This window comes from Pleomorphomonas sp. PLEO, from assembly GCF_041320595.1.
In the GTDB taxonomy this organism is placed as follows: Bacteria; Pseudomonadota; Alphaproteobacteria; order Rhizobiales; family Pleomorphomonadaceae; genus Pleomorphomonas.
In genome coordinates this window covers 1,900,687-1,925,309 of the sequence record NZ_CP166625.1, presented here as the reverse complement: position 1 = coordinate 1,925,309, position 24,623 = coordinate 1,900,687, and the positions used below count along the sequence as shown (strand labels likewise).

The window sequence follows — 24,623 nt, the reverse complement described above, 5'->3', positions numbered from 1 at the left end:
CGCTGGGGTGCGGCAGATAGCGATGGATTTGAGAACCGGAGCGGAGCGAACTTGAGGTTCGTGAGCACCGGAAGCGCAGAATTCGAAGCTAGATGCCCGCCCCAGTAGAGTTTCGGGTCAGGCTCTCAGAGCCCGACGGCGTGGTTGATCCCCTTCGGAGTTTTCCCATGACCCTTGTTTCGTCCCGACAGAGCGAGTCTGTCGCCGCCTGGTCGGCCTCCATCAGCGATGCCGAACAACCGCAAATCCCCTATCGCCTCGGCATTGCGCTGTGCGCCGGCGTGCTGCTCTGGCTCGGCCCCTACTTCGGCACCGCCACCGTGCTGCTGCCGGGCCGCGTTGCCATCATCGATCCCGGCAACAAGGCCAACATCATTGCCATGCTGTCGATCTCGGCCATGGTCGTCGCCACGGTCGCCAACATCCTGATCGGCGCCCTCTCCGACCTGACGCGCTCGCGTCTCGGTCGCCGTACGCCCTGGCTGATCGCCGGTTCCGTCGGCTCGGCGGCCATGCTCATCCTCATGGGCAGGGCGGAAAGCGTCACCATGCTGCTCGTCGAGTGGTGCATTTTCCAGGTGTTCCTGAACGCCATCGTCGCCCCGTTGCTGGCGGTGATCTCCGACCGGATCGCCCCGGCCCATCGCGGCACGATCTCGTCGATCTATGCCTTCGGCTTCACGCTCGGCATCTACGGCGGACAGTTCATCAATGCCCGCTTCCTCGGCGATCTCTCGACCGGCTTTGTCTCCATGGCGGTGCTGATCCTGCTCTCCGGGCCGCTCGCCGCGCTGATCATGCGCGAGGCATCCAGCCAGTCGATGCCGAGGCGTGTCCTCAACCGCGACATGGTCCTGGACAACTTCAGCATTCCCCGCCGCAACGCCCGTGATTACTACCTTGCCCTGTTCGGCAAGCTGATGATCACCACGGCAACCTTCGCCATCCAGGGCTATCAGCTGTTCATCCTCACCGACTATCTCAAGGTCACGCAGGACGAGGTCGGCCACCAGATCGAGCTGATCTCGATCATCCTGATGGTGACGGCGCTGGGCATGGCCCTGGTGGCAGGCCCGATCTCCGACAAGTTGGGTCGCAGGAAGGGGCCGGTGGCTCTGGCCGGCCTGTTGGTTGCCATCGGCGCGCTGGTGCCGTTCTTCTCCACCCAGCCGTGGACCATGCTGGTCTACGCGCTGATCGCCGGTATCGGCAGCGGCATCTTCAACTCGGTCGATCAGGCGCTCAACGTCGAGGTGCTGCCCAACGCCGAAACGGCGGCCAAGGATCTCGGCGTGCTCAACCTGGCCAACACCGGCGGGCAGATCCTCGGCCCGGCCATCGCGGCCATCGCGATCTCGGCCATCGGCTATCAGATGATCTTCCCCACGGTCGCCGTCGTCGCCCTCATCGGCGTCGCCATGATCGCCATGATCCGGTCGGTCCGCTAAGCCAACCCCGGCAGACTGTCCCGTCTTGCGTCAGGCGTTGGTTGAAAAAGGCCCCGGCGTCCTGGAAAATCCTGTCTTCCTCCAGGATGCCGTCGCCCCGCGAACCAGACCGGGAAGGGCCGCTCGCAAGAGTGGCCCTTCGCCATTCCCCGGCGCGGCGGCCAAGCAGTGGAGGACAGCTTGATGGGAGCGGGAGCAAGGTGAAGGGCGAAGGGCGAAGGGCGAAGGGCGAAGGGCGACGCACTATCCTTCTGTTCCCTCTATATAAATCTGTCCTCCTCTGCGGAGGCAGAGGATCTCAGGCAGAATGAAACGATCGGCCAATATAACGCTCCAAGCGCCTCGGGTGCCCGATACGTCCCTCCGCGCCCTCTCGTCCCGAGATCCTCTGCCTTCGCAGAGGAGGACAGCGTTATGGGAGCGGGAGCAAGGCGATGGGCGAAGGGCGAAGGGCGAAGGGCGAACGGCGAACGGCGAAGGGCGACGCGCTATCCCCCTGTTCCCTATATATAAAGCTGTCCTCCTCTGCGAAGGCAGAGGATCTCAGGCAGAATGAAACGATCGGCCGATATGAGGCTCAAAGCACCTTGGGCGCCTGATACGTCCTTTCGCGCCCTCTCGTCCCGAGATCCTCTGCCTTCGCAGAGGAGGACAGCGTTATGGGAGCGGGAGCAAGGCGAAGGGCGAAGGGCGAAGGGCGAAGGGCGACGCACTATCCTTCTGTTCCCTCTATATAAATTTGTCCTCCTCTGCGGAGGCAGAGGATCTCAGGCAGAATGAAACGATCGGCCAATATAACGCTCCAAGCGCCTCGGGTGCCCGATACGTCCCTCCGCGCCCTCTCGTCCCGAGATCCTCTGCCTTCGCAGAGGAGGACAGCGTTATGGGAGCGGGAGCAAGGCGATGGGCGAACGGCGAAGGGCGAAGGGCGAACGGCGAAGGGCGGCGCGCTATCCCTCTGTTCCCTATATATAAAATTGTCCTCCTCTGCGAAGGCAGAGGATCTCAGGCAGAATGAAACGATCGGCCGATATGAGGCTCAAAGCACCTTGGGCGCCTGATACGTCCTTTCGCGCCCTCTCGTCCCGAGATCCTCTGCCTTCGCAGAGGAGGACAGCGTTATGGGAGCGGGAGCAAGGCGATGGGCGAACGGCGAAGGGCGAAGGGCGACGCACTATCCTTCTGTTCCCTCTATATAAATCTGTCCTCCTCTGCGGAGGCAGAGGATCTCAGGCAGAATGAAACGATCGGCCAATATAACGCTCCAAGCGCCTCGGGTGCCCGATACGTCCTTTCGCGCCCTCTCGTCCCGAGATCCTCTGCCTTCGCAGAGGAGGACAGCGTTATGGGAGCGGGAGCAAGGCGATGGGCGAACGGCGAAGGGCGAACGGCGAAGGGCGAAGGGCGGCGCGCTATCCCTCTGTTCCCTATATATAAATCTGTCCTCCTCTGCGAAGGCAGAGGATCTCAGGCAGAATGAAACGATCGGCCGATATGGGGCTCAAAGCACCTCGGGCGCCTGATACGTCCTTTCGCGCCCTCTCGTCCCGAGATCCTCTGCCTTCGCAGAGGAGGACAGCGTTATGGGAGCGGGAGGACGGCTTGATGGGAGAGGATGACAGCAGGATGGCAGCAATCTCTAACCTCTATCCAACTGTTTCATTTATATAATTTACCTGTCATCCTCTGCGCAGGCAGAGGACCTCAGGCAGAATATGACGATCGGCCAATATAACGCTCCCCCATCGCCCCTACAGCCTGATCCCCCGCGACAGGATCACCGCCGACGAGGGGCACAGCCCCCTTGCCTGGCGGGTATCGAGGATGGCCGGCACCGTGTCGGCGCGCTCCACCTTCTCAAAACCGATCGCCTCGAAGAAGCCGGTCGCCCAGGTGGTCATCAGCCACAGCCGCCGCCCACCCTCGTCGAAGGCGCGGCGGGCCAGCCGGGCGACGATCGCCTTGCCGATGTTGCGGTCGCGCGCCGCCGGCAGCACCACCAGCGAGCGCAGGAATCCGTCGCCGCCGAACAGCTCGCGGCCGGCATAGCCGACGATCTGGCCCGACAGCGTGAAATAGGCATAAAAGCGCCGGCCGGGTTCGGAAAGGTCGTCGGTCGGCAGCCGCTCGGCCTCCAGCGCGGCGATGAGCCCCGCGTCATCGGCGGCGATCTCCCGGTCGCGCAGGCAGATCTCGCCGTCGTCTTTGGTAAAATCGGCCATCGGCGCGTCGGGCAACAGGTCCAGCACCATGTCGGAGGGCCGGCACAGCGCAACGCCGAGCGGGCTCACCACGATCGGCCGGTTGATCAGGATGGGGTGGGCCATCATGGCGTCGAGCAATTGGCTGTCGGTCAGCTTGGGGTCGCCCAGCTCCAGCGCGTCATAGGGGGTGCCCTTCACCCTGAGCACGTCGCGCACCGCCATGTCCATGCGGCCGATCAGCTGGGCCAGCAGGTCCAGGCTCGGCGGGCACATCTGGTAGTCGATCACGTGCGGCTCGATGCCGGCGTGGCGGATCAGCGCCAGCACATTGCGAGAGGTGCCACAGCCGGGGTTGTGGTAGATCACGACGTCCATGGTCAGCCTTCGTTAGAGCCCGATCTGAAACGCGCTGGGGCGAGGCAGATGGCGATGAGTTCGAGAAACGGGCGGACCTTCTGTCCGTGAGCACGGCAAGCGCGGAAGTCGAAGCTAGATGCCCGCCCCAGGTGAGTTTCGGGTCAGGCTCTCAAGCCAGCTTTTCGGCCGGGAAAAACCGCCGCGTCCACAGCGCCACGTTGACGAGGCCGATCATCACCGGCACCTCGACCAGCGGCCCGATGACGGCGGCGAACGCCGCGCCGGAGTTGATACCATACACTGCCACCGCCACGGCAATTGCCAATTCGAAGTTATTGCTGGCCGCCGTGAAGCATAACGTCGTACAGCGTTTATAATCGGTGCCGGCTTTCAACGACAGGATGAAGCTCAGCCCAAACATCACCACAAAGTAGATGAGTAGCGGAATGGCGATCCGCACCACATCACCGGGGATGGTCAGGATCAGCTCGCCCTTCAGCGAGAACATCACCACGATGGTGAACAGAAGCGCGATCAGGGTGATCGGCCCGATCTTCGGCACGAAGTGGCCGTGGTACCACTCCTTGGAAACAAAGCGCAGCATCACCACCCGCGTCAGCACGCCGGCGATGGCGGGAATGCCGAGGTAGATGAACACGCTTTTCGCGATCTCGCCGATGGAGATGTTCACCTCCGAGCCCGATAGCCCAAACAGCGGCGGCAGCACGGTGATGAAGAACCAGGCGAATACCGAATAGAACAGCACCTGGAAGATCGAGTTGAAGGCGACCAGGCCGGCCGCGTATTCCGTCGAGCCCTTGGCCAGCTCGTTCCACACCACCACCATGGCAATGCAGCGGGCAAGACCAATCAGGATCAGACCCACCATGTATTCCGGCTTGTCGGGCAGGAAGATGATCGCCAGCGCGAACATCAGCACCGGCCCGATCAGCCAGTTCTGCACCAGCGACAGCGCCAGCACCTTGCCGTCGGCGAACACCTTGGGCAGGTCCTCGTAGCGCACCTTGGCGAACGGCGGGTACATCATCAGGATCAGGCCGGCGGCGATCGGAATATTGGTGGTGCCCACCGACACCGAATTGATCGCCGCTTCCACGCCGGGCACGGCGTAGCCGAGCGCGATGCCCAGCGCCATGGCGGCGAAGATCCATAGCGTGAGATAGCGGTCGAGGAAGCTGAGCCGGCTGGCAACGGAACTCATTTGGCCTCTCCTGCCTTGGTGGTGGCGCCGTCGAGCCGGCCGATATCGCGCAGCTGGCTGGTCAGAGCCATGCGGTCGATGGTGGCAAGCGGCAGCGCCAGAAAGGCGGTTATCCGGTTTTTGAGATAGCGGGAGGCGGTGATGAACGCCGCCTTCTGCTGGAAATGCGTGCCGACGACGCGCGCCGGATCCTCGATGCCCCAGTGGGCGGTCATCGGGTGGCCCGGCCACACCGGGCAGCTCTCGCCGGCCGCGTTGTCGCAGACGGTGAACACGAAATCCATCTCCGGCGCGCCCGGCACGGCGAACTCGTCCCAGCTCTTGGAGCGCAGGCCCTCGGTCGGGAATCCCTCTTCCGCCAGCACCTCGAGGGCCAGCGGATTGACCTGCCCGGCCGGGCGGCTGCCGGCCGAAAAGGCGCGGAAGCGGCCGGCGCCATCATGGTTGAGAATGGTCTCGGCAAGGATCGACCGGGCGGAATTGCCGGTGCACAGGAACAGGACGTTGTAGACGCGGTCAGGCATGGCAGCGGTCCCCTGGGAGGGTGAGGTGGCACAGGCATCATCGGCCGCCACAGTCGAAGTGGCAGTCGATGTCATTTGGGTTCGCCTTCGGGGGCGTTGGAGTTGCAGGCGCCGGGCGCGCAGCTGTCGCTTCCATAATCGAAGCGGCGGCCAAGTTCCGGGTGGCCAGCGCAGCAGTCGTCCACCAGATAGCGGACGAGGCCGCGCACCGTCGGCACCACGGCGCGGTAGATGATCGACCGGCTGCGCCGTTCCGATGTCGCAAGCCCGGCGCGCACCAGAATGGCGAGATGGGTGGAGAGCGTGTTCTGCGGCACGCCCAGCTGATCGGCGATGTCGCCGGCCGCCAAGCCTTCCGGCTCATTGCGGATCAATAGCTGGAACACGTCGAGGCGCGTCTGCTGCGACAGCGCCGAGAGGGCATCGAGGGCTTGGGCTTTTTCCATAATTCGACGCTAGCCGAACTATCGATATAAGGCAAGATGCGGATAGCACACATCCCAATATTTCGATATTCGTCGAATTATCGCAATGTAGGACTCGAAGGATCGCTCGCATGAGCACATGCTGTTCTGACAAGGTTGCCGCCCCGGCCATCGCCGCCGCGCCCTGCTGTGGCGAAGCGGTGAAACCCACCTGTGGCTGTGGCGGCACTCAGCCGGCGCCCGCCACCGATCCGCGCCGCCCCGCCCGTTGGCTCGCCGCCACGGCCGCCGGCGCCATCGCCTGGATCGCCGTCTATCCCTGGCTGGAGCCGTTGGCCGAAACCATCGTCGCCCATTTGCCCGTTGACCGGCAAAGTCCCCTCGGCGACGCGCTGGCCTTCGTGCTCTACGATCTGCCCAAGGTGTTGATGCTGCTTGTCGCCATCGTCTTCGTCACCGGCTTTGTGCGCAGCTATTTCTCGGTGGAGGCCACCCGCCGCCTCTTGGCCGGCAAGCGCCTCGGCATCGGCAACGTCGCCGCCGCCACGCTGGGCGTTGCCACGCCCTTCTGCTCCTGCTCGGCGGTGCCGCTGTTCCTCGGCTTCGTGTCGGCCGGCGTGCCGCTCGGCGTCACCTTCTCCTTCCTGATCGCCGCGCCCATGGTCAACGAGGTCGCCCTCGGCCTGCTGTTCGCCCTGGTCGGCTGGCAGGTGGCGCTCACCTATCTCGCCTTCGGTCTTACCATCGCCATCCTCTCCGGCCTGATCATCGGCCAATTGCGTCTGGAAGGCTGGCTTCAGCCCTGGGTGCGCGACGTGCGCATGGGCGTCGCCACCCTGCCCGATCATCGCCTGACACTGACCGATCGGCTGGAAGCCGGCTGGGCGGCGGTCAAGGAGATCGTCGCCAAGGTCTGGCTGTGGGTGGCCCTCGGCATCGGCGTCGGCGCGCTGATCCACGGCTACGCCCCCACCCAGCTGCTCGTTTCCATCATGGGCAAGGACGCCTGGTGGTCGGTGCCGGCCGCCGTGGTGATCGGCATCCCCATGTATGCCAGCGCCTCCACCATCCTGCCGATCATCGAAGCGCTGATCGACAAGGGCGCGGCGCTCGGCACCGTGCTGGCCTTCATGATGGCGGTGATCGCCCTGTCGCTGCCCGAGATGATCATCCTGAAAAAGGTGCTCACCGCAAAGCTGATCGCCGTCTTCATCGCCATCGTCGGCACCGGCATCCTCACCGTCGGATACCTGTTCAATCTGCTATTCGCCTGACCTGGGAGACCATCATGAAAGACATCAAAGTGCTCGGCTCCGGCTGCGCCACCTGCCAGCGCACCGCCGACCTCCTGAAAGCCGAAGCCGAAAAGCTCGGCATCCCCATCACCCTCGAAAAGATCACCGACTTCGCCGCCATCGCCAACTACGGCATCGCCGCCACCCCCGGCGTGGTGGTCAACGGCAAGGTGGTGCACGCCGGAGGATTGCCAAAGGCGGCCGATGTGGATGGCTGGCTCACAGCCTAACCAGCTAATACGCTGCTCAAATTATATAAATTGTCCTCCTCTGCGAAGGCAGAGGATCTCAGGCAGAATGAAGCTCGCGGCCCATATAGCGCTCCAAACACGTGGGTGCCTGATACGTCCCCCCGCGCCTTCTCGTCCTGAGATCCTCTGCCTTCGCAGAGGAGGACAGCGTGATGGGGACCACGGGCGCCTGATACGCCTCTCCGCGCCCTCTCGTCCCGAGATCCTCTTTCTCACGCAGAGGAGGACAGCTTGATGGGAGCGGGAGCAAGGCGAAGGGCGACGCGCTATCCCTCTGTCCGCTCTATATAAAGCTGTCCTCCTCTGCGAAGGCAGAGGATCTCAGGCAGAATGAAGCTCCCGGCCGATATAACGCTCCAACCACCTCGGGCGCCCGATACACCCCTCCGCGCCCTCTCGTCCTGAGATCCTCTGCCTTCGCAGAGGAGGACAGAATGATGGCGGCCTCGGGCGCCTGATACGTCCCTCCGTGCCCTCTCGTCCCGAGATCCTCTGCCTCACGCAGAGGAGGACAGAATGATGGCAGCGTGCGCAAGACGAAGGGCGGCGCGCTATCCCTCTGTTCCCTCTATATAAAGCTGTCCTCCTCTGCGAAGGCAGAGGATCTCAGGCAGAATGGATCTCCCGGCCGATAGTGAGCCGCTGCGGCATTCCTATTTTTTGTTACTACAAAAATGTTGTGCGTCATCATTTTTTGTAGTAACAAAATTTCTATGTCGATCGAATTCGACCCCACCAAGCGTGTCACCAATCTGGCAAAACATCACATCGACCTCACGGAGGCCGAACGGGTGTTCGAGGGCGACACGCTGACGATCGAAGACGATCGCTTCAACTATGGAGAACAGCGCTTCATCACCATCGGCCGACTTGATGGGCGCATGGTGGTAATGGTCTGGACCCCGCGCGGCGCGGCCCGCCGCATCATTTCTTTGAGGAAAGCCAATGACCGCGAACAGGCCGCCTATTCCCCCCGGCTTTGATCCTGACGAAGCGCCTGACCTCAGCACGCCCGAATGGCAGGAGAAGTTCGCCGCCGCCAAGGCGCAGCGCGGCCGGCCGAAAGCCGATAGCCGGAAGGTATCGACCACCATCCGCCTCGATGCCGACGTGATCGCCGAATTCCGCGCTGGCGGTGACGGCTGGCAGTCGCGCATCAATACCGCACTGAGGGAATGGCTGGAAAAGAAGCGGGCGTGAGGCGACGCAGCCCCCTCGGGGTCGCCCTATATTTCCCCCGCGCCTTCTCGTCCTGAGATCCTCTGCCTACGCAGAGGAGGACAGCATGATGGCATGCGGGTACGAGACGAAGGGCGACGCGCTATCCCTCTGTTCCCTCTATATAAAATTGTCCTCCTCTGCGAAGGCAGAGGATCTCAGGCAGAATGAAGCTCCCGGCGATATAGCGCTCCAAGCACCACGGGCGCCTGATACGTCCCTCCGCGCCTTTCCGTCCCGATATCCTCTGCCTACGCAGAGGAGGACAGCGTGATGGGGGCGCCTCCCGGCCGATAGTGCGCTCCAGAGCGCCCAAGCGCCCCCCTACCCCACCATCGCCCCGCGTTCCCCCATCAGCAGCTTGCGCAGGGCGCAGTTATCCACCGGCGCCGAGAACAAAAACCCCTGGCCGATGTCGCAGCCGAGCGCGGCCAGCGCGTCGCGCTGCTCGGGCTGCTCGATGCCCTCGGCCACCGTCTTCAGGCCGAGGCCGCGCGCCAGCACCACCAGCGACTTGAGGATCACCATCGCCTCGGCGTCGTCCGGCACGCCGTCGACGAAGCACTTGTCGATCTTCAGCGTCGAGAAGGGGAAGCGGTGCAGATAGCCGAGCGAGGCGTAGCCGGTGCCGTAATCGTCGAGCGCCAGCGGAATGCCGCGGGCGCGCAGCCGGGCGAAGGCGTCGCTCACCACCGGATCGGCGCCGACGAAGGCGGATTCGGTTACTTCCACCTCGAAGCGGTTGGCCGACAGGCCGGCCTCTTCCAGGGCGGCCAGCGCCATGGCCGGCACGTCGCCCGATTTGAGATCGATGGCCGACACGTTGACCGACACGGGGATCGGCCGTGGCCAGGCGGCGGCGTCGCGGCAGGCCCGCTTCATCATCCAGGCGGTGAGATCGTGGATGAGGCCGGTTTCCTCGGCGATGGGAATGAACACGTTGGGCGGCACCGCGCCGAGGCTGGGGTGGCGCCAGCGCATCAGCGCCTCGGCGCCCACCACGGCGCCGGTGGTAAGGTCGAACTGCGGCTGGTAGGCGACGTGGATCTCGCCCCGGTCGAGCGCCGAGGCCAGCTCGCTCTGCAGCATCAGCCGCCGCACCAGGCTCGCCTCCATCGCCGCCTCGAAATGGGCGATGCGGCGGCGGCCCTGCTTCTTGGCGGCGTTGAGCGCCAGATCGGCCCGGCGCATCAGCACGTTGAGGTCGCGGCAGTCCCAGCCGGCGTCGGCCACCCCGAAACTGGCGCTGACGGTCAGCCGATGGCCGCCCACCACGAACGGCTTGGCAAAATCGCCCAAGAGCGCCGCCGCCAGCTCTGAGGCGACATCCAGCCCTTCCGGGCAGAACACGGCGAATTCGTCGCCGCCCATGCGCGCCAGCGTTCCGGCCGTGCCCACCCGCCCCCGCACCCGTCGCGCCACTTCGGCCAGCAGAAGATCGCCGGTCTTGTGGCCCAGGCTGTCGTTGATGGTCTTGAAATGATCGAGGTCGAAATAGACCAGCGCGCCGCTCGGCCCGCTCACCGCCTCGGCAAGGCCGGCGCGGTTGGCCACGCCGGTCAGCTCGTCGTGCAGCGCCATGTAGCGCAGCCGGTCAGCCACCCGCTGCCGCTCCGTCACATCGCGCAGCGCCACCGAAACATAGGTCTTGCTCGCCCCCTGGCGAAAGGCGCCGGCCTCCACCTGGAAGGTGGTGGCGGAGTATTCCAGCATGCGCGAGCCGGCGGGCGTCGCCAGCTCGGCCATGGCGATCAGGTTGGCCCGGCCGCCGTCTGCCCGCCGACGCACCGCCGCCACCGTGGCCAGCAGCGGATCGGGCAAACGCGGCGGCGCCGTGGACGGAAATTCCTCAAGGCCCAGCAGCCGCGCCGCCTCGCCGTTGAGCCGCACCACCACGTCGTGGTCGTCGATCAGGATGATGCCGTCAAAGCCGTCGTCCACCACCCGCTCCAGCAGGCGGCGGGCATTGATGGTCTCGCGCCGCGCCACGGTCAGCAGCACGCGGCGGAGGTCGTATTCCTGGACGAGCATAAGGCTCGCCACGCAGATCACCGTCAGATGCAGCGCCGCCGTGTCCAGCACCAGCGCCTGCGACAGCTGCAGGGCGGTGGCGGCGGCTTCCGTCAGGATCGACAGCCCGGCGAGCAGCGCCAGCGCCGGCCGCGTCGGCAGCAGCGATAGCAGAAGTGCCAACGCCATCAGCGGCAGCAGCACCGGCGGCGCCGGCACCCCGGCAAGGCTTCGGCCCTGCGTCAGCGTTTCGGCGGCCAGCGCCACGATGTCGGCGCCGGGCACCATGCCCCAGCGCGGCACCAGGAAATAGTCGTGCAGCTCCAGCGCCCGCGCGCCGATCAGCGCCGTCTTGCCGGCCACCGCCTCGGCCTTCACCCGCCCGTCGAGCACGTCGGCCACCGACACATGCGCCATGGCGTCCCGGTCGATGGAATAGTCGATGACGATGGAGCGCTTGCCGGAACGCTTGTCCTGGGCCGCCCCGGCGATCAGCGCCGGCAGGGCATCCAGCCGTTCGCCGTTGACGGTCATTTGCGCCGGAAAGCGCCGCGCCAGCCCATCATTGTCCATGGGCACGTTGACCATCGCCGGCCAGCCGCTGGTGAACAGCGGCCGGTTGAGCACGATGTCGGCGTCGTGGGCGGTCCGGCTCTGCCGGAAGGTGGCGAGGAACACCGGCACGTTGGCCTCGGTCAGCGCCTGGGCGAAGGTAGCGTCCGCCTCGGCGTTGGAGCGGGCGCTGAAGTCGATGTCGAAGGCGATCTGCCGGGCGCCGAGCCGATCCAGCGCCGCGATCAGCCGGGCGTCGATCGAGCGGTCCCATGGCCAGGCGCCGACGGCGGCCAGGCTTTTGGCGTCGATGTCCACCATGACAAGCGATTGCGTCGGCGGCCGGGTGTAAACGGAAAAGCGCAGGTCGGTCAGCCGGTTGTCCAGCTGCTCGAAGCCGCCGGAGAACCACAGCGCCATGGTGACGGCGCCCACCAGCGCGGCCCGAACCATCAGCTGTACGGCGCGCGACAGCGCGTCGGGGCCGAAGGCGGCGCGCCCCTTCTGGAGCGCAAATTCAAGCCAGGCTGGGATCACACTCAGTCCTCGTTGTCGTGGTCGGAATTGCCGCTTGCCGTTGCAATCTGCCAGTGCTCGGCCAGCGCCGCCGAACCGAGCCGGCAGCCGCCCATGGGCGCCGCCGTGCCGAAAACCCCGCCCCACCGCATGGCCGCCTCATTGTTTTACGTTGCGCGGAGCATCCGCCCTGTTGAGTTGCTTCCTCGTTAATGAAAACGATCAAATAACCCCCGCCAACAGGCAAAAACCGGTAACGACCGCCCTCCGCCAACCGCCGATCCGCGCCAAAACCGGCATGCTGACGGAAATCTGACCAAACTCAGCAAGTTTAACACCGGCATTAACGCAACGTTCAGTTGGTTGCCGTCAAGCTTGTATCGCTTCAACGGAGTTGTATGCATGTCGCTCAGCCGTCTTCTGTCCGCCTCTATCCTGTTCATCGCCCTGATCGCCTTCGCCATCGCCACCTCGGCGGCCCTGCGCCAGTACAGCGCGCTCAGCGCCGCCGAACAGGGCGCCGCTCGTCTGACGACGCTGCGGGCGGTCTCCGACATTCCCAACCGGATGAACGGCGAGCGCGGATTGACCACGCTGCTGGCCCAGAGCAAGTCCCCCGAGGACGTCAAGGCCTCCACAGACTTCACCGCCCTGCGCGGCAAGAGCGACGAGGCCATGGCCAAGGCCCGCGCCGCCGTCGACGCCGCCAAGGCTGACGGTCTCGACGGCGCCGAGGCGCTCGATCAGGCGATGACCGGCATCGAGGCCCTGTTCAAGGACGCCCGCGCGCTCGGCGACGGCAAGCTCGCCCTCTCCGTCGACCAGCGCGGTGACGCCGTGAAGGCGATCACCGAGAAATTCACCGCCGTCAACACGGCCGCCAACGCCGTCATGGCGACGCAAACGCGCCTGTTGTCGCAATCGAGCGGCGGCGCCTTCCGCTGGGCCTCCATCGCCTCCACCGTCTGGGACCTGCGCAACTACGGCGGCCGCTACGCCGGCATGCTGCAGACCGTGGTCGCCGCCGCCAAGCCGGTCACCGCCGAGCAGATGGTCGATCTCGCCCTGCTGCAAGGCCCCACCGATCAGGTCTGGTCGACGCTGGCCGCGCTCGGCAGCCTCGACGACACGCCGGCCGCCTTCAAGGCGGCGCTCGCCGACACCAAGAGCGGCTATGTCGATTATTTCGCCGGCATCAAGGCCGAGGTGACCCCCGGCTTTGCCGACGGCAAGTTCCCCTATGACGGCGCCGGCTATCGCGGCCGCACCGTTGCCATGTGGGACAAGGTGATCGCGCTGCGCGATGCCGCCTTCGATGCCGCCGGCGACGCGCTCGATGCCTCCATCGCCGCCAGCCGCTCCAATCTCTGGGTGTCGCTCGGTTCGCTGCTGGCCGCGCTGCTCGGCTCGGCCGTCGTGCTCTGGGTGGTGCGCAAGCGCGTCATCCGCCCGCTGTCCAACATGACCGTCGCCATCGGCCGCATCGCCGAGGGCGACCTCGACACCGCCATTCCCGGCGTCGGCAACCGCGACGAGATCGGCGCCATGGCCGCCTCGGTGCATGTGTTCAAGGATTCCCTGCTGCGCAACCGCGCCATGGAAGAAGAAGCCACCCGCGACGAGGCCACCCGCAAGGCAGACCGCCAGCGGGAAATGGCCCGCCTCGCCGACATGTTCGAACAGACCGTCGGCGGCATCGTCAGCGCCGTCGGCCAAGCGTCGGAAACGCTGAGCCTGTCCGCCAAGGATCTGGCCTCCAGCGTCGAGGATACGGCCGAACGCTCCAACACGGTGGCCGCCGCCGCCGAGCAGGCCTCCGCCAACGTCGCCGTCGTCTCGGCCTCCGCCGAGGAGCTGTCGAGCTCGGTCAGCGAGATCGGCCGTCAGGTGGTGCAGTCGGTGGAGATCTCCCAGACCGCCGTCTCCGAGGCCAACAGCACCGCCGGCATCGTCCAGCAGTTGTCGCACGCCGCCGGCAAGATCAACGACATCATCGCCTTCATCTCCAACATCGCCGCCCAGACCAACCTTCTGGCGCTCAACGCCACCATCGAGGCGGCGCGGGCCGGTGAAGCCGGGCGCGGCTTTGCCGTCGTCGCCGCCGAGGTGAAGGAACTGGCAACCCAAACCGCCAAGGCCACCGCCGACATCTCCGACCAGATCGGCGCCATCCAGTCGTCGACCAACCAGGCGGTGACGGCCATCAGCTCGATCGCCGGCACCATCCAGTCGATGAGCGACTATTCCTCAGCCATCGCCGCCGCCGTCGAACAGCAGGGCGCCGCCACCCACGAGATCGTCCGCAACGTCACCCAGGCGTCGGCCGGCACGGCGGAAGTCACCGCCAACATCTCCACGGTCGCCGCCACCACCCAGCACATCGGCGACGCGGCCAGCCGCGTCAACGAACTGGCCGGCGACCTCTCCTCCCAGTCGCAAGCCCTCTCCACCGAAATGACGAGGTTCCTGGCGACCATCCGCGCGGCCTGACAGCACCTCCAAGCGGAACACTGGGCGCGACTGAAAAGGTCGCGCCCTTTTTGTTTGGGCTCTCTCACACGGAGCCCGATACTTGTGGCGGCGCCTCTTTCGGCCCGAGGTTCCATATTGCCGTGACCGCCGCGAAACGGCTTCCGGCCAGCGCGCGAAATACATTGCGCGCCTCAGGATATGTGGTTCACTGGCCGAGCGCGCCCAGTCCGGCCACCACGTGCTTCATGCGGCCGGGAGCAACGACGAGGGCACCAGTATTTTCGATCAACGGAAAGGGCTCGGTGTGCAGCAGCGGGTTGCCGTCAAGGCCGTCATTATCGACAATGACAAGTGCCTTCTGGTCAAAAAGGAAGCCTCGCAAGCAGACAAGCAATTCAGCTTGTGGGAAATTCCCGGCGGCAAAGTCGAGATCGGCGAACCGCTGATTGAGGCCTTATGTCGCGAGGTCAGGGAAGAACTCGGGATTGAGGTGAAGGTCTACCAGCCACTTGCCGCTTGGGACTTCATTCAAAGTGAAGACGTGCAGCTGATTGGAATTACGTTTTTGGCCGAGCCGTTGAGCGTTGATATCAAACTGAGCCCTGAACATACCGATTACTTATGGCTGGGTGAGACGGATCTCGATTCCGTCGAGCTCCATGCACCGGTCCGCGCGGAAATTCTTGGCGGCTTCCAAGCCATCAAAACCAAACACTGAGACAGCTCGAAAAGACGCCCGCCCCGCCTAACCGACTTCGGCTTGGCGCTCGCCGTAAGTCTAGGCTATCGCGACGATCCGCGCGCCCTGACAGCCCCTCCAAGCGGGCTTTGGCGCGACTGACAAGGTCGCGCCCTTTTTGTTTGGGCTCTCTCACACGGAGCTACACGAGGGCGCAAAGAACGGCAGCGCAAAGTCTGCCGATTGCGCCCCTCTTTGTTTCGTTTGGGTCGGCCTATCCAACCTTCCGGTTAGCTTCCATGTAGCGCCGCAAAACGCTGTTCATGCGGGTTTGGTAGCCTCGTTGGCCTTGGGCTTTGAACCACTCCACCACATCGGCATCCAGTCGGATAGTGACCGGCATTTTGAACGGATCAACAAGCTTCACCTTTGCCCATTCCTCATCGGTCAGGGGCTGGCCATCCTTATCGGACAGCGCGGCGGCTTCCACTTGTTCCTCCGTCATGGCGTCCACGCGGGCCCAATCAGAGTTACCGTTGAGGGGCTTCAAAATACCGTCAGGCAAGCTCTCATAGAGAGCATCGCCAATTTTTACGATGTTCACTTGTTTAGAGCTGGCCATATTTCCTGGTCTCCCGCTTGTTAGCCTTTCGGAACGAAATGATACGAACGACGCCATTCCGGATTGTAAAAGTTACAGCAAATATGCGATTGTTGCTTTCGGAGAGCATATTATATCGCACTTCTCCATAATCTTTTCTATCGTCCTCCCAGATTTTCCTTTCAGCATCAAAGAAGGCAGGGATAGCGTCTTGAAAATCAAGGCCGCGCGCCCTGATATTCTCCGCGCATTTTGTATCGTCCCATTCGAATTTCATACTTGAAGCATGAGTGATGTACATACAATTGTCAATACATGCTCCTTGCTCTGCCCGCGCCGAAGGCGAAACCGAACGCGCGCGGCCTGACAGCTCCCCCCCAAGCGGACATTGGGCGCGACTCAGAAGGTTGAGACCTCTTCGTTTGGGGCTCTCTCACACGGAGCCCGATACTTGTGGCGGCGCCTCTTTCGGCCCGAGGTCCTCTGCCTACGCAGAGGAGGACAGCATGATGGGAACCTCGGGCGCCCGATACGTCCCTCCACGTCCTCTCGTCCCGACACCCTCTTTCTCACGCAGAGGGCCTCAGGCAGGAAGGAGCGAGCCGCTGGCATAGGGCTCCCCGATGTCAAATTCAAAAGCTCCAGGGCAACATGCGTCCTGCCGAACGCAAATTGCCCTAGGGCTTTGTTGTCGCATTGTTATTCTCGGAAAACCGGCTTCCCCTTTTCCAACGCACTAGCCGGTTTGCAGCGCTCCGAGGAAATAGTCGACCTGCTTGCGAAGTTCATCACCCTGTTTCGAAAGATTGGCGGAATAGGCGCCAATTTGCTCCGAGGCGGCGGCCGTCTGGGTCGCCGCCTCTGTGACGTTGAGAATGTTGGAGGCTATTTCCGCGGTGCCGTGCGAGGCATGAGATACGCTATCGCTGATGTTCGATGTCGCAGCCGACTGCTCTTGAACAGCGGAAGCAATGGCCGTGGAAATTTCATCGAGTTTCTGGATGACGCCACTGATATCATCGATCGCGTCGACGGTATTGGCTGTCGAGATTTGAATGCTGTTGACCTGGGCAGCAATCTCCTCGCTCGCCTGCGCCGTCTGGCTGGCCAGCATTTTCACCTCCGATGCCACGACCGCGAAGCCCTTGCCCGCCTCTCCGGCGCGCGCGGCCTCGATCGTCGCATTCAACGCCAGCAGGTTCGTTTGGCCGGCGATATCCTGGATAAGGCGGATAACGTTGCCAATCTTGTTGGCGGCCTCGGCCAGCCCACTGACAGTAACTCGGGTATTATTTGCCTGCCCAACGGCGCCGCGAGCGATGCTCGCAGAGACCTCGACCTGCCTGCCGATCTCCGAAATCGAGGCGCTCATTTCCTCCGTCGCGGCGGCCACGGTCTGTACGTTGGCAGAGGTTTCAGCGGTTGCCACGGAAACTGTCTCGGCTTGCTTGCTGGTTTGATTGGCCGAGTGTCGAAGATTGCCGGAAGCCGCCAGCATCTCGTTGGCCGCCGTGGCGACTGTGTTCACGATTCCCGAGACGGAGTCCTTGAATTCGTTGGCAATGCGGGCAAGATCCGCCTTGCGCTCCGCCTCCGACCGCTTGATGTTTTCGGCCTGTTCGGCTTCCAGAGCCCTGACCCTGATCGCATTCTGTTTGAATGTCTCAACCATACGCGCCATGTCGCCGACTTCGTCAACGCGGTCCACGCCTGGAATCGGCAGCCGCAGATCGGCATCGGATCCGCGGGCCAAGCCGGTCATCGTCGCGGTCAGACGCTTGATGCCGGTGGCGAGCGAACGCCCAACCAGGACCGCCGCCGCGACGAGCACGATGATCTGGAAGGCGCCCGCGCTGGGAAACACCCAACGGGCCGTCGTGAACCCGTTGACAAGCTCGTCGTGCGCTTGACCCGCGCTGGCGACGCGTTGCTTCAATTGATCCAAGATGCCATTGCGGATATTGACGATTTCCTTGGCCAAGCGGCTGGTGCTTTGGAAGCCGAGTGCCGGATTCTTTTCAAGGAGCAACAGTGCGCTAGCGGTCTTGGACTGAAGGAAGTCGATCTGCTCGGCGGAGATGAGCGTCGTGTCGCCGATGGATATCGCTTTCAGGCCTTCGATCTCGGCGGCGATGTCGCTCTTTATCTTGTTGGCGTCCTCAGGATTGCCCTGCATGAACAACCATGTGGTCAGTTTGAAGAGATCGGATTGCAAGGACAGCATGGTCGCGGACGCTTCCTGTCCACGGGCAATGGCTTCGATGGTCCGCTCCTGCACTGTCACCGATCTCAGTCCACCCTGGACCATGCTGACCGTGAGACCCACCAAAATGAGCAGCATACCGATACCGACGGCCGGGCCTAAGCTGATCTTGAACCCGATGCGATGCCAGGCGCGCTGCCTGGAGCCGTTTGCCGTGGCCATAGGGGAAACGCCTGAGACCATGATCTACCCCTGATTTTGGATGATCGCTAAAACAAATCGTGCGAGGAAATCCTGCCTTGCCGCCAGTCGGTTAACCGGGCAAGGCAGGGGTATGTCGAGAACGTTATTTCAGTTGATTAGCGCTCTTCGACCTCGGTCCAGCCGCACAGGATGTGATCTTGATCCACCAGCGCGCAGTAGCCTTCGGCGTGGCCGGCATGCGTGCTCTTGGGAATAGCGAAGCGAAGCTGGACGGCAACACCATCCGGAGACTTCTCGACAGCCTTGAGCACGGTCGGCCCAAGGGCCTTGCCGTCGAGATCGTCCACATCGTTCCACTTCATGCCGACCAGCTCCGGGAAGCCACTATCGGCTACCAAGGTGCTGTCCTTGAGCGTCACGGTGACGTGAAGGCCATACTGATCCTCGTACCACTTCTTCGGCGTATTGAAGTCCTTGAGGGCGGCCTCAGGACCCATTTGCTTGAAAACCGGCAGCGCTTTCTCAAAGTATGCCTTGGTGCTGGCCGCTTCCACAGAATAGTCGGCAGCAATAGCGCTCCCCGCGACAAAAACAAGGGCTGTAGTGGCACATACGATATGAACGTAACGTTTCATCGTTGTTTCCTTATTGATATTTTTTCGCATCTCGATTACTTGAGTTATACTTATATATATCGAGATTACAAAATATACGATGACCGTAAATAGTTTCTCATTGTTTAATATTATGAAATATACGCTTTTTGGTTTTTCTTGGACTTTTTTCAGTACCGTTTTTATTTAGAAAAACTGGCTCTAGAATGAAAAAGTTCTTTCCAACAGTGTGTTGGCGTGATTCCGTTTTCTTGTGAGGATGGAGTGGTACGGCGCGCGGCGCGGATGAAAGAGCGGCATCGTCACCCAGGCGTCGGCCTGCATGGCGGAAGTGACCGCCAACATCAGCACGGCCTGACAGCAGCCCAAGCGGACATCGGTCTCTCTCACACGGAGCCCGATACGTCCGTCCGCGCCCTCTCGTCCTGAGATCCTCTGCCTACGCAGAGGAGGACAGCGTGATGGGAACCGGCGCAAGGCAAAGGGCGACGCGCTATCCCTCTGCCCCCTCTATATAAAATTGTCCTCCTCTGCGAAGGCAGAGGATCTCAGGCAGAATGAAACGATCGGCCAATATAGCGCTCCAACGACGCCCCAACCCATCGCAACGAAAAAGGGCGCAGCCTTCTCGGCCGCACCCTTTCTTCGCATATGCAGATCTCGACACGAGATTGGCTCGAAATTCGCTGGGGTGCGGCAGATAGCGACGAGGCCGAGAACCGGAGCGGAGCGGACATTCAAGTCCGTGAGCACCGGAAGCGCAGGCCTCTAAACTAGCTGCCCGCCCCAGTAGAATTTCCAGTCAATCTCACCACTTCATCTCGCCTTTGGCCACCTTCGAGCCGATGTCCAGCGCAACGCCCATCTCCAGGCCGGGGAAGCGGGCTTCCATGGCCGCCTTCAGCGCGGCGGCGTCGGTGGCCTTGGACAGCTCTTCATCGAAGGCGAGGAGATAGGCCTTGGTGTGGGTGACACCCGTGAGGTCGGTCGGTGCATCCGCCACCATGTGCCCGGCCACCACGACGGCCGGCTTGCGGGCGGCGATCTCGTCGAGCGCGGCGACCCAGGCGGCACGCTGTTCTCTGGCCTGCGTATCGGCGGTCCAGACATGCACGCCGGAGAACACCAGCACGCCGCCGAACACCGCCTGAAGCGACGGCACCCAGAGATAGCGGCGGTTGTCGAGGCCCTTGGGCGTGACGATCTCCACGGTTTCGCCGTCAACGCTGAGGCTGGGGCCGTCGAAGGCTTCCGGCAGCACGATGTCGGCCAGCGTCCGCGGACCGTTCTCCTTGAGCATCGGCCCCCAGGTGGCCAGCTTGCCCTCGATGTTGCCCTTGATGGCGGCGAGCGTGGCGGAAGCGGCCAGCACCTTGGCCTCCGGGAACGCCTCGTGGATCGGCTTCAGGGAGAAGTAATAGTCGGGGTCCGACTGGCTGATGTAGATGGTGGTCAACCTCTTGCCGGTCGCCTTGATGGCGTCCACCAGGGCGCGGCCATCGGGATAGCTGAAGCCGCCGTCGATCAGCAGCGCTTCCGTCGGGCCGGTCACCAGAACCGGCGCCCGGAAGAAGCCGTTGGGGCCGGCCGGGAAATGCTTGAAGGCCAGCTTCGGCGCGGCGGCATGGCCGAGGCCGGCGGGGGCGAAGGTGGCGACGGCGCCAAGGGCGAGCGTGGTCTTCATGATCTGTCTCCGAGAAAGCATGGGGAATCTCCAAAAGCGTCGTGGGGGATGGTTGGAACCGGCCGGGTCAGGCGGCCCGCAGTTGGGCGGTCAGTTGGTCGAAGCCGCCGAACAGGGCGCTGCCCCTCAGCGGGCGTCGTCCGGCGCCGTCGTCGATGACCAGCGAGGGCACGCCCTCAAAGCCGAAGCGCTGCATGTCGGCGCGGGCGGCGGCGGTGCGCCGGTCGTAGGCGGCGATCAGACCGGCATCGAGCGTGCGCACCCGGCCGGCGGCGGCGGTGAAGCCGGCCTCGTCCAGAATGTCGGCGACGACGGCGCGGTCGGCGATGTCGCGGCCCTCCTGGTAGCGGCCGGCCTGCAAGCGCTTCAGCACGGTCAGTTCATGGCCGGCATCGTCGAGCCCGGCGGCGATGATGCCCAGCGTTGCCGGCGCGGAATCGAACAGGCCGCCGCTGGCGCCCAGCACCTGGCGCCGGTAGCTCTGGGAAAACGGCTGGCCGGTCAGCCGGGCGATGCGCTGGTCGTTCTGCCAGGCATAGGCGGCGAACGAGGCCTCCATCGGCCGCGCCCCGGCGCCAGCGAACAGGCCGGTCGGCGCCAGGCTCAGCGTGACGCCATCAAGGCCGGCGAGCCGCTCGAGGGCCGGGCCGGCGCCGTAGCACCAGCCGCACAGGGGGTCGAAAAGATAGGTGATCCGCATGGTCGTCTCCGAACTGTCTGAACGGAGAAATACCGGACGCGGCCATATCGATAAACGGCACTCAATCTGACATACTGTATGTCATTGACGCACAATTGAGCGAGCCGCCATGGAAGCCATCAACCTCAACCGCCTCGCCTACTTCGCCGCCGTGGTCGACACCGGCTCCTTCACCAAGGCGGCCGATCGCCTGGGCATCACCAAGACGGTGGTCAGCCAGCAGGTGGCCAAGCTGGAAGCCGAACTCAGGACGAGCCTCCTGGTCCGGACGACGCGCCGCGTCGCACCGACCGAAGCCGGTCGCCTGTTGCATGCCCGCTGCGTCATGATCCTGCGCGAGGCGGAGGACGCCGTCGAGGAACTGGCGGAGGCCAATGCCGAGCCCACCGGCCTGTTGCGCATCGCCGCGCCCAACGACTACGGCACATCGACCATCGCGCCGCTGGCCGCCAAATTCGCCCGGCGCTTTCCCGCCTGCGCCGTCGATCTCGTGCTGTCGGACGCCAAGACCGATCTCCTCGCCGACCAGATCGACCTGTCCATCCGGGTCGGCTGGCTCGACGACTCCAGCCTGCAGGCAAGGCGGATCGGCACCTTCCGCCAGCTGCTGGTCGCCGCGCCCGATATCGCCGCGACCATTGCCACCGACGAGCCGGAAGCCCTGGCGTCCCTGCCCTTCATTGCCAACGGCGCGCTGCGGGAGCCGCTGCTGTGGCACTTCACGAAAGGCGATTTCGACCGCCGCGCCGTCCGCATGCGCCCGGCCGTCACCATCAACACCTCACCCGCCGTGCTGGCGGCGACGCTGGTCGGCGGCGGCCTGTCGGTGCTGCCCGATTTCCAGGCCGCCGACCCCATCGCCGCCGGCCGACTCGTCCACGTCCTGCCGGCATGGACCCTGCCCTCGGGCGGCATCCACGCCGTCTACCCAGCCGCCCGCTTCCGCCCCACCAAAGTCACCGCCTTCGTCGCCATGCTGGTGGAGGAAATCCGAGGGGGCTGAGGCTTGCCCTCCCCGGAGCCCGATATGTCCCGAAGCGCCCTTTCCTGCCTGAGATCCTCTGCCTCACGCAGAGGAAGACAGCGTGATGGGAACGGGCGCAAGGCGAAGGGCGACGCGCTATCCCTCTGCCCCCTCTATATAAATTGTCCTCCTCTGCGAAGGCAGAGGATCTCAGGCAGAATGAAACTCCCGGCCGATATAAGTCTCAAAGCACACCGGGAGCCCGATACATCCCCCAGCATCTTCTCGTCCTGAGATCCTCTGCCTTCGCAGAGGAGGACAGCGTGATGGGAACCTCGGGCGCCCGATACGCCCCTCCGCGCCCTCGCGTCCCGAGATCCTCTGCCTTCGCAGAGGAGGACAGCTTGATGGCGGCGGGCGCAAGGCAACGGGCGACGCGCTATCCCTCTGTCCGCTCTATATAAAACTGTCCTCCTCTGCGAAGGCAGAGGATCTCAGGCAGAATGAAGCTCCCGGCCGATATAACGCTCCAAGCACCTCAGGCACTTGATACGCCCCTCCGAGCCCTCTCGTCCCGAGATCCTCTGCCTTCGCAGAGGAGGACAGCATGATGGCAGCGGGAGCAAGGCGAAGGGCGACGCGCCATCCCTCTGTTCCCTCTATATAAAACTGTCCTCCTCTGCGTGAGGCAGAGGATCTCGGGCAGAATGAAACTCCCGGCCGATATCGATCTCCCGATCCCACCAACGACAAAAGGGCGCGGCCCCCTAAGGTCGCGCCCTTTTCGTCAGTGGCTAAAGGCTGTCGGCGGAGCCTGACTTGAAATTCGCTGGTGTGAGGCAGCTGGCGACGGCTTCGAGAACCGGAGCGCAGCGGACTTCCTGTCCGTGAGCACGGCAAGCGCAGAAGACTAAGCCAGATGTCCACACCAGTAGAGTTTCGGGTCAGGCGGCGGCTTTGGCGGCGGCGCGGACGTTATCCGCCGACCAGGCACCGGCGCCGGCGGCGGCGATGTACAGGAAGATGAAGCAGAACAGGATGGCCGATTCACCCTTGTTGATGGCCGGCCAGAAGCTCGACGGCGCATGGGCCATGAAATAGGCGATGGCCATTTCGCCCGAGGCGATGAAGGCGGCGATGCGCGCATACAAGCCGGTGATGATCATCAGCGAGGCGATGATCTCGATGGCGCCGGCCACCGCGATCAGCGTTGGCAGCGGGCCATCGCCCATTCCCATCCCCGCCGGGAAGGCGAAGAACTTCATGGTGGCGTGCTCGAGGAACAACAGGGCGGTGATGACGCGGAGGACAGCGAGGGCGCGCGGGCCCCAGACGGAAGTATCAAGCATGGGAGGTCTCCAGGGTGGTTAGGCGGTCAAAATCTAAGACGGTGAGAGCTGCTGGTGGTGAGAGCCTGAGCCGAAATTCGCTGGGGCGCGGCAAAGAGCAACGGCTTCGAGAACCGGAGCGGAGCGGACATCAGGTCCGTGAGCACCGGAAGCGCAGAAGACTAAGCTATATGCCCGCCCCAGTAGAATTTCCGCTCAGGCGGATCCGAAGCGGAAACTGGAGGCGGTGAGCCCTCCAAAAAAGTCGGTCTGGTGATAAGTGATGGCGCCGGGCTCGCTTTCGGCGGCGCCCACCACCACCATCAGGGGGATCAGGTGGTCTTCGCGCGGATGGGCGGCGCGGGCGGCGGGGGCCTTTTCCCAGCCGATCAGCCGCTCGGTGCGCGTCTTGCTCGGCTCGTGAAGCAGCGTTTCCTGCAGCCAGGCATCGAAGCGGCGCGACGGCTCGTAGCCGCCGGTGCCGCGCATGGCCGAGAGGTTGTGATAGCTGAGGCCGCTGCCGACGATCAGCACGCCCTCATCGCGCAGCGGGGCGAGAGCCCGGCCCACCGCCAGGTGCTGCGCCGGATCGAGGTTTGCATCCAGCGACAGCTGCACCACCGGCACGTCCTCGTCGGGATAGAGCGGCTTCAGGATGGAGAAGGTGCCGTGGTCGAAGCCGCGCGTCGGGTCGAGTGTCGCCTCGACGCCGGCCGTGCCGAGCAGCTGCCGCACGCGGTTCGCCAGCTCCGGCGAGCCGGGCGCCTTGTAGGCGATGTGGTAGAGATAATCGGGGAAGCCGTAATAGTCGTAGACCATGCCCGGCTTCACGCCCGAGGAAATGGCCAAGCCGCGCGTTTCCCAATGGCCGGTGACCACTAAAATGGCCTTCGGCTTTGCGCCGAGCTCATGGCGCATGTCGACGAGCGACTGCTCCAGCACATCGAAATTGCTGCGGAATTCACCGGTCATGTAGGGCCATGGGCCACCACCATGGCTGATGAAATAGGTGGGAAGTCGGGAAGCTGTCATCGGATTGATCCCTCAGAAGCCCGCCGCGACGGCGCGGAGAGTGAGACCCTGTGGCAAGCGTGCCCGCCGGTCTCGTTGACAGGACATTGATCTTTTCCTCATCAAGGATCAATCTGCCGA

General features: G+C 63.8%; 22 protein-coding genes and 2 pseudogenes. 9 read left to right on the top strand and 15 right to left on the bottom strand.

The genetic code is table 11. From position 1 onward, the window contains the following. Nucleotides 1-167 precede the first annotated feature (167 nt). Nucleotides 168-1,448 (top strand): MFS transporter, encoded by a 1,281-nt coding sequence (locus AB6N07_RS08755; RefSeq protein ID WP_370677418.1) that lies wholly within the window; start codon nt 168-170, stop codon nt 1,446-1,448. Nucleotides 1,449-3,199: 1,751 nt separating this feature from the next. On the opposite strand, the pseudogene arsN2 reads toward AB6N07_RS08755, so the two are convergent. From arsN2 to AB6N07_RS08730, 5 genes and pseudogenes are all read right to left on the bottom strand, one after another. Then, nucleotides 3,200-3,595, bottom strand: a pseudogene (gene arsN2, locus AB6N07_RS08750) (arsenic resistance N-acetyltransferase ArsN2); the annotation flags it as partial. A gap of 27 nt (nt 3,596-3,622) precedes the next feature. Beyond that, a pseudogene (gene arsC / locus AB6N07_RS08745) lies at nt 3,623-4,027 on the bottom strand (arsenate reductase (glutaredoxin)); the annotation flags it as partial. Between the two features lie 151 nt (nt 4,028-4,178). After that, nucleotides 4,179-5,231 (bottom strand): ACR3 family arsenite efflux transporter, encoded by a 1,053-nt coding sequence (gene arsB, locus AB6N07_RS08740; protein WP_370677417.1) that lies wholly within the window; start codon nt 5,229-5,231, stop codon nt 4,179-4,181. Further along, nucleotides 5,228-5,755 (bottom strand): arsenate reductase ArsC, encoded by a 528-nt coding sequence (locus AB6N07_RS08735; RefSeq protein WP_370678210.1) that lies wholly within the window; start codon nt 5,753-5,755, stop codon nt 5,228-5,230. Before AB6N07_RS08735 ends, arsB begins: the two co-directional genes overlap by 4 nt. Before the next feature lie 71 nt (nt 5,756-5,826). Further along, on the bottom strand, nt 5,827-6,201 hold the full coding sequence (locus AB6N07_RS08730; RefSeq protein ID WP_370677416.1) for an ArsR/SmtB family transcription factor: 375 nt from the start codon (nt 6,199-6,201) through the stop codon (nt 5,827-5,829). A gap of 110 nt (nt 6,202-6,311) precedes the next feature. On the opposite strand from AB6N07_RS08730, the gene AB6N07_RS08725 reads away from it, so the two are divergent. From AB6N07_RS08725 to AB6N07_RS08710, 4 genes are all read left to right on the top strand, one after another. Then, nucleotides 6,312-7,454 carry a permease gene (locus tag AB6N07_RS08725; protein ID WP_370677415.1) on the top strand — a complete coding sequence of 381 codons (1,143 nt, stop codon included), beginning with the start codon at nt 6,312-6,314 and terminating at the stop codon, nt 7,452-7,454. A gap of 14 nt (nt 7,455-7,468) precedes the next feature. After that, nucleotides 7,469-7,705 carry a thioredoxin family protein gene (locus AB6N07_RS08720; protein ID WP_370677414.1) on the top strand — a complete coding sequence of 79 codons (237 nt, stop codon included), beginning with the start codon at nt 7,469-7,471 and terminating at the stop codon, nt 7,703-7,705. A 734-nt stretch (nt 7,706-8,439) separates the two neighbouring features. Then, the gene (locus tag AB6N07_RS08715) at nt 8,440-8,709 is read left to right on the top strand and encodes a BrnT family toxin (protein WP_370677413.1); all 270 of its coding nucleotides are present in this window, start codon (nt 8,440-8,442) and stop codon (nt 8,707-8,709) included. After that, entirely contained in the window at nt 8,672-8,926 is a 255-nt protein-coding gene (locus AB6N07_RS08710; RefSeq protein WP_370677412.1) for a BrnA antitoxin family protein, read from the top strand. The genes AB6N07_RS08715 and AB6N07_RS08710 overlap by 38 nt, the downstream gene beginning before the upstream one ends. A 342-nt stretch (nt 8,927-9,268) precedes the next feature. Here the strand turns inward: AB6N07_RS08710 and AB6N07_RS08705 are convergent, their stop codons facing one another. Next, nucleotides 9,269-12,043 (bottom strand): EAL domain-containing protein, encoded by a 2,775-nt coding sequence (locus AB6N07_RS08705; protein WP_370677411.1) that lies wholly within the window; start codon nt 12,041-12,043, stop codon nt 9,269-9,271. A gap of 2 nt (nt 12,044-12,045) precedes the next feature. Next, nucleotides 12,046-12,174, bottom strand: a complete 129-nt coding sequence (locus AB6N07_RS08700) for a hypothetical protein (protein ID WP_370677410.1) — start codon at nt 12,172-12,174, stop codon at nt 12,046-12,048. A gap of 250 nt (nt 12,175-12,424) precedes the next feature. On the opposite strand from AB6N07_RS08700, the gene AB6N07_RS08695 reads away from it, so the two are divergent. Beyond that, a complete protein-coding gene (locus AB6N07_RS08695) occupies nt 12,425-14,512 on the top strand; it encodes a methyl-accepting chemotaxis protein (RefSeq protein ID WP_370677409.1) in 2,088 nt (695 codons plus the stop codon). A gap of 82 nt (nt 14,513-14,594) precedes the next feature. Continuing rightward, nucleotides 14,595-15,212 carry an NUDIX domain-containing protein gene (locus AB6N07_RS08690; RefSeq protein ID WP_370677408.1) on the top strand — a complete coding sequence of 206 codons (618 nt, stop codon included), beginning with the start codon at nt 14,595-14,597 and terminating at the stop codon, nt 15,210-15,212. A 235-nt stretch (nt 15,213-15,447) separates the two neighbouring features. On the opposite strand, the gene AB6N07_RS08685 is transcribed toward AB6N07_RS08690, so the two are convergent. From AB6N07_RS08685 to AB6N07_RS08675, 3 genes are all read right to left on the bottom strand, one after another. Next, nucleotides 15,448-15,795 carry a BrnA antitoxin family protein gene (locus AB6N07_RS08685; protein WP_370677407.1) on the bottom strand — a complete coding sequence of 116 codons (348 nt, stop codon included), beginning with the start codon at nt 15,793-15,795 and terminating at the stop codon, nt 15,448-15,450. Further along, complete coding sequence (locus AB6N07_RS08680; protein ID WP_370678209.1) at nt 15,782-16,051, bottom strand: BrnT family toxin; 270 nt, start codon at nt 16,049-16,051, stop codon at nt 15,782-15,784. The genes AB6N07_RS08685 and AB6N07_RS08680 overlap by 14 nt, the downstream gene beginning before the upstream one ends. A gap of 459 nt (nt 16,052-16,510) precedes the next feature. Further along, the gene (locus AB6N07_RS08675) at nt 16,511-17,755 is read right to left on the bottom strand and encodes a methyl-accepting chemotaxis protein (RefSeq protein WP_370677406.1); all 1,245 of its coding nucleotides are present in this window, start codon (nt 17,753-17,755) and stop codon (nt 16,511-16,513) included. Between AB6N07_RS08675 and AB6N07_RS08670 the strand changes: the two genes are divergently transcribed. After that, entirely contained in the window at nt 17,711-18,139 is a 429-nt protein-coding gene (locus AB6N07_RS08670) for a hypothetical protein (RefSeq protein WP_370677405.1), read from the top strand. The two genes, AB6N07_RS08675 and AB6N07_RS08670, sit on opposite strands and share 45 nt — an antisense overlap. 197 nt (nt 18,140-18,336) lie before the next feature. Here the strand turns inward: AB6N07_RS08670 and AB6N07_RS08665 are convergent, their stop codons facing one another. The 3 genes from AB6N07_RS08665 to AB6N07_RS08655 all read right to left on the bottom strand — a co-directional run bounded on the left by AB6N07_RS08665 (nt 18,337) and on the right by AB6N07_RS08655 (nt 21,179). Continuing rightward, nucleotides 18,337-18,816: a hypothetical protein gene (locus AB6N07_RS08665; protein WP_370677404.1), complete on the bottom strand. Its 480-nt coding sequence runs from the start codon at nt 18,814-18,816 to the stop codon at nt 18,337-18,339. Nucleotides 18,817-19,603: 787 nt separating this feature from the next. Continuing rightward, nucleotides 19,604-20,500, bottom strand: a complete 897-nt coding sequence (locus AB6N07_RS08660; RefSeq protein WP_370677403.1) for an MBL fold metallo-hydrolase — start codon at nt 20,498-20,500, stop codon at nt 19,604-19,606. Between the two features lie 46 nt (nt 20,501-20,546). Continuing rightward, complete coding sequence (locus tag AB6N07_RS08655) at nt 20,547-21,179, bottom strand: DsbA family protein (RefSeq protein WP_370677402.1); 633 nt, start codon at nt 21,177-21,179, stop codon at nt 20,547-20,549. Between the two features lie 109 nt (nt 21,180-21,288). Here AB6N07_RS08655 and AB6N07_RS08650 point away from each other — a divergent pair, with 109 nt between their 5' ends. Next, complete coding sequence (locus AB6N07_RS08650) at nt 21,289-22,182, top strand: LysR substrate-binding domain-containing protein (RefSeq protein WP_370677401.1); 894 nt, start codon at nt 21,289-21,291, stop codon at nt 22,180-22,182. A gap of 905 nt (nt 22,183-23,087) precedes the next feature. Here the strand turns inward: AB6N07_RS08650 and AB6N07_RS08645 are convergent. Both AB6N07_RS08645 and AB6N07_RS08640 read right to left on the bottom strand, forming a co-directional pair. Continuing rightward, on the bottom strand, nt 23,088-23,492 hold the full coding sequence (locus tag AB6N07_RS08645) for a DoxX family protein (RefSeq protein WP_370677400.1): 405 nt from the start codon (nt 23,490-23,492) through the stop codon (nt 23,088-23,090). Between the two features lie 195 nt (nt 23,493-23,687). After that, a complete protein-coding gene (locus tag AB6N07_RS08640; protein WP_370677399.1) occupies nt 23,688-24,503 on the bottom strand; it encodes a class III extradiol ring-cleavage dioxygenase in 816 nt (271 codons plus the stop codon). Nucleotides 24,504-24,623 lie beyond the last annotated feature (120 nt).

Excerpts from the sequence above, each read along its gene's own strand:
- AB6N07_RS08700 (WP_370677410.1), bottom strand. The coding sequence starts at position 12,174 with ATGCGGTGGGGCGGGGTTTTCGGCACGGCGGCGCCCATGGGCGGCTGC.
- AB6N07_RS08715 (WP_370677413.1), top strand. The coding sequence starts at position 8,440 with ATGTCGATCGAATTCGACCCCACCAAGCGTGTCACCAATCTGGCAAAA.
- AB6N07_RS08725 (WP_370677415.1), top strand. The coding sequence starts at position 6,312 with ATGAGCACATGCTGTTCTGACAAGGTTGCCGCCCCGGCCATCGCCGCC.
- AB6N07_RS08640 (WP_370677399.1), bottom strand. The coding sequence starts at position 24,503 with ATGACAGCTTCCCGACTTCCCACCTATTTCATCAGCCATGGTGGTGGC.
- AB6N07_RS08645 (WP_370677400.1), bottom strand. The coding sequence starts at position 23,492 with ATGCTTGATACTTCCGTCTGGGGCCCGCGCGCCCTCGCTGTCCTCCGC.
- AB6N07_RS08735 (WP_370678210.1), bottom strand. The coding sequence starts at position 5,755 with ATGCCTGACCGCGTCTACAACGTCCTGTTCCTGTGCACCGGCAATTCC.
- AB6N07_RS08680 (WP_370678209.1), bottom strand. The coding sequence starts at position 16,051 with ATGAAATTCGAATGGGACGATACAAAATGCGCGGAGAATATCAGGGCG.
- AB6N07_RS08650 (WP_370677401.1), top strand. The coding sequence starts at position 21,289 with ATGGAAGCCATCAACCTCAACCGCCTCGCCTACTTCGCCGCCGTGGTC.
- AB6N07_RS08720 (WP_370677414.1), top strand. The coding sequence starts at position 7,469 with ATGAAAGACATCAAAGTGCTCGGCTCCGGCTGCGCCACCTGCCAGCGC.
- AB6N07_RS08730 (WP_370677416.1), bottom strand. The coding sequence starts at position 6,201 with ATGGAAAAAGCCCAAGCCCTCGATGCCCTCTCGGCGCTGTCGCAGCAG.
- AB6N07_RS08660 (WP_370677403.1), bottom strand. The coding sequence starts at position 20,500 with ATGCTTTCTCGGAGACAGATCATGAAGACCACGCTCGCCCTTGGCGCC.
- AB6N07_RS08695 (WP_370677409.1), top strand. The coding sequence starts at position 12,425 with ATGTCGCTCAGCCGTCTTCTGTCCGCCTCTATCCTGTTCATCGCCCTG.
- AB6N07_RS08655 (WP_370677402.1), bottom strand. The coding sequence starts at position 21,179 with ATGCGGATCACCTATCTTTTCGACCCCCTGTGCGGCTGGTGCTACGGC.
- AB6N07_RS08710 (WP_370677412.1), top strand. The coding sequence starts at position 8,672 with ATGACCGCGAACAGGCCGCCTATTCCCCCCGGCTTTGATCCTGACGAA.
- AB6N07_RS08665 (WP_370677404.1), bottom strand. The coding sequence starts at position 18,816 with ATGAAACGTTACGTTCATATCGTATGTGCCACTACAGCCCTTGTTTTT.
- AB6N07_RS08755 (WP_370677418.1), top strand. The coding sequence starts at position 168 with ATGACCCTTGTTTCGTCCCGACAGAGCGAGTCTGTCGCCGCCTGGTCG.
- arsB (WP_370677417.1), bottom strand. The coding sequence starts at position 5,231 with ATGAGTTCCGTTGCCAGCCGGCTCAGCTTCCTCGACCGCTATCTCACG.
- AB6N07_RS08685 (WP_370677407.1), bottom strand. The coding sequence starts at position 15,795 with ATGGCCAGCTCTAAACAAGTGAACATCGTAAAAATTGGCGATGCTCTC.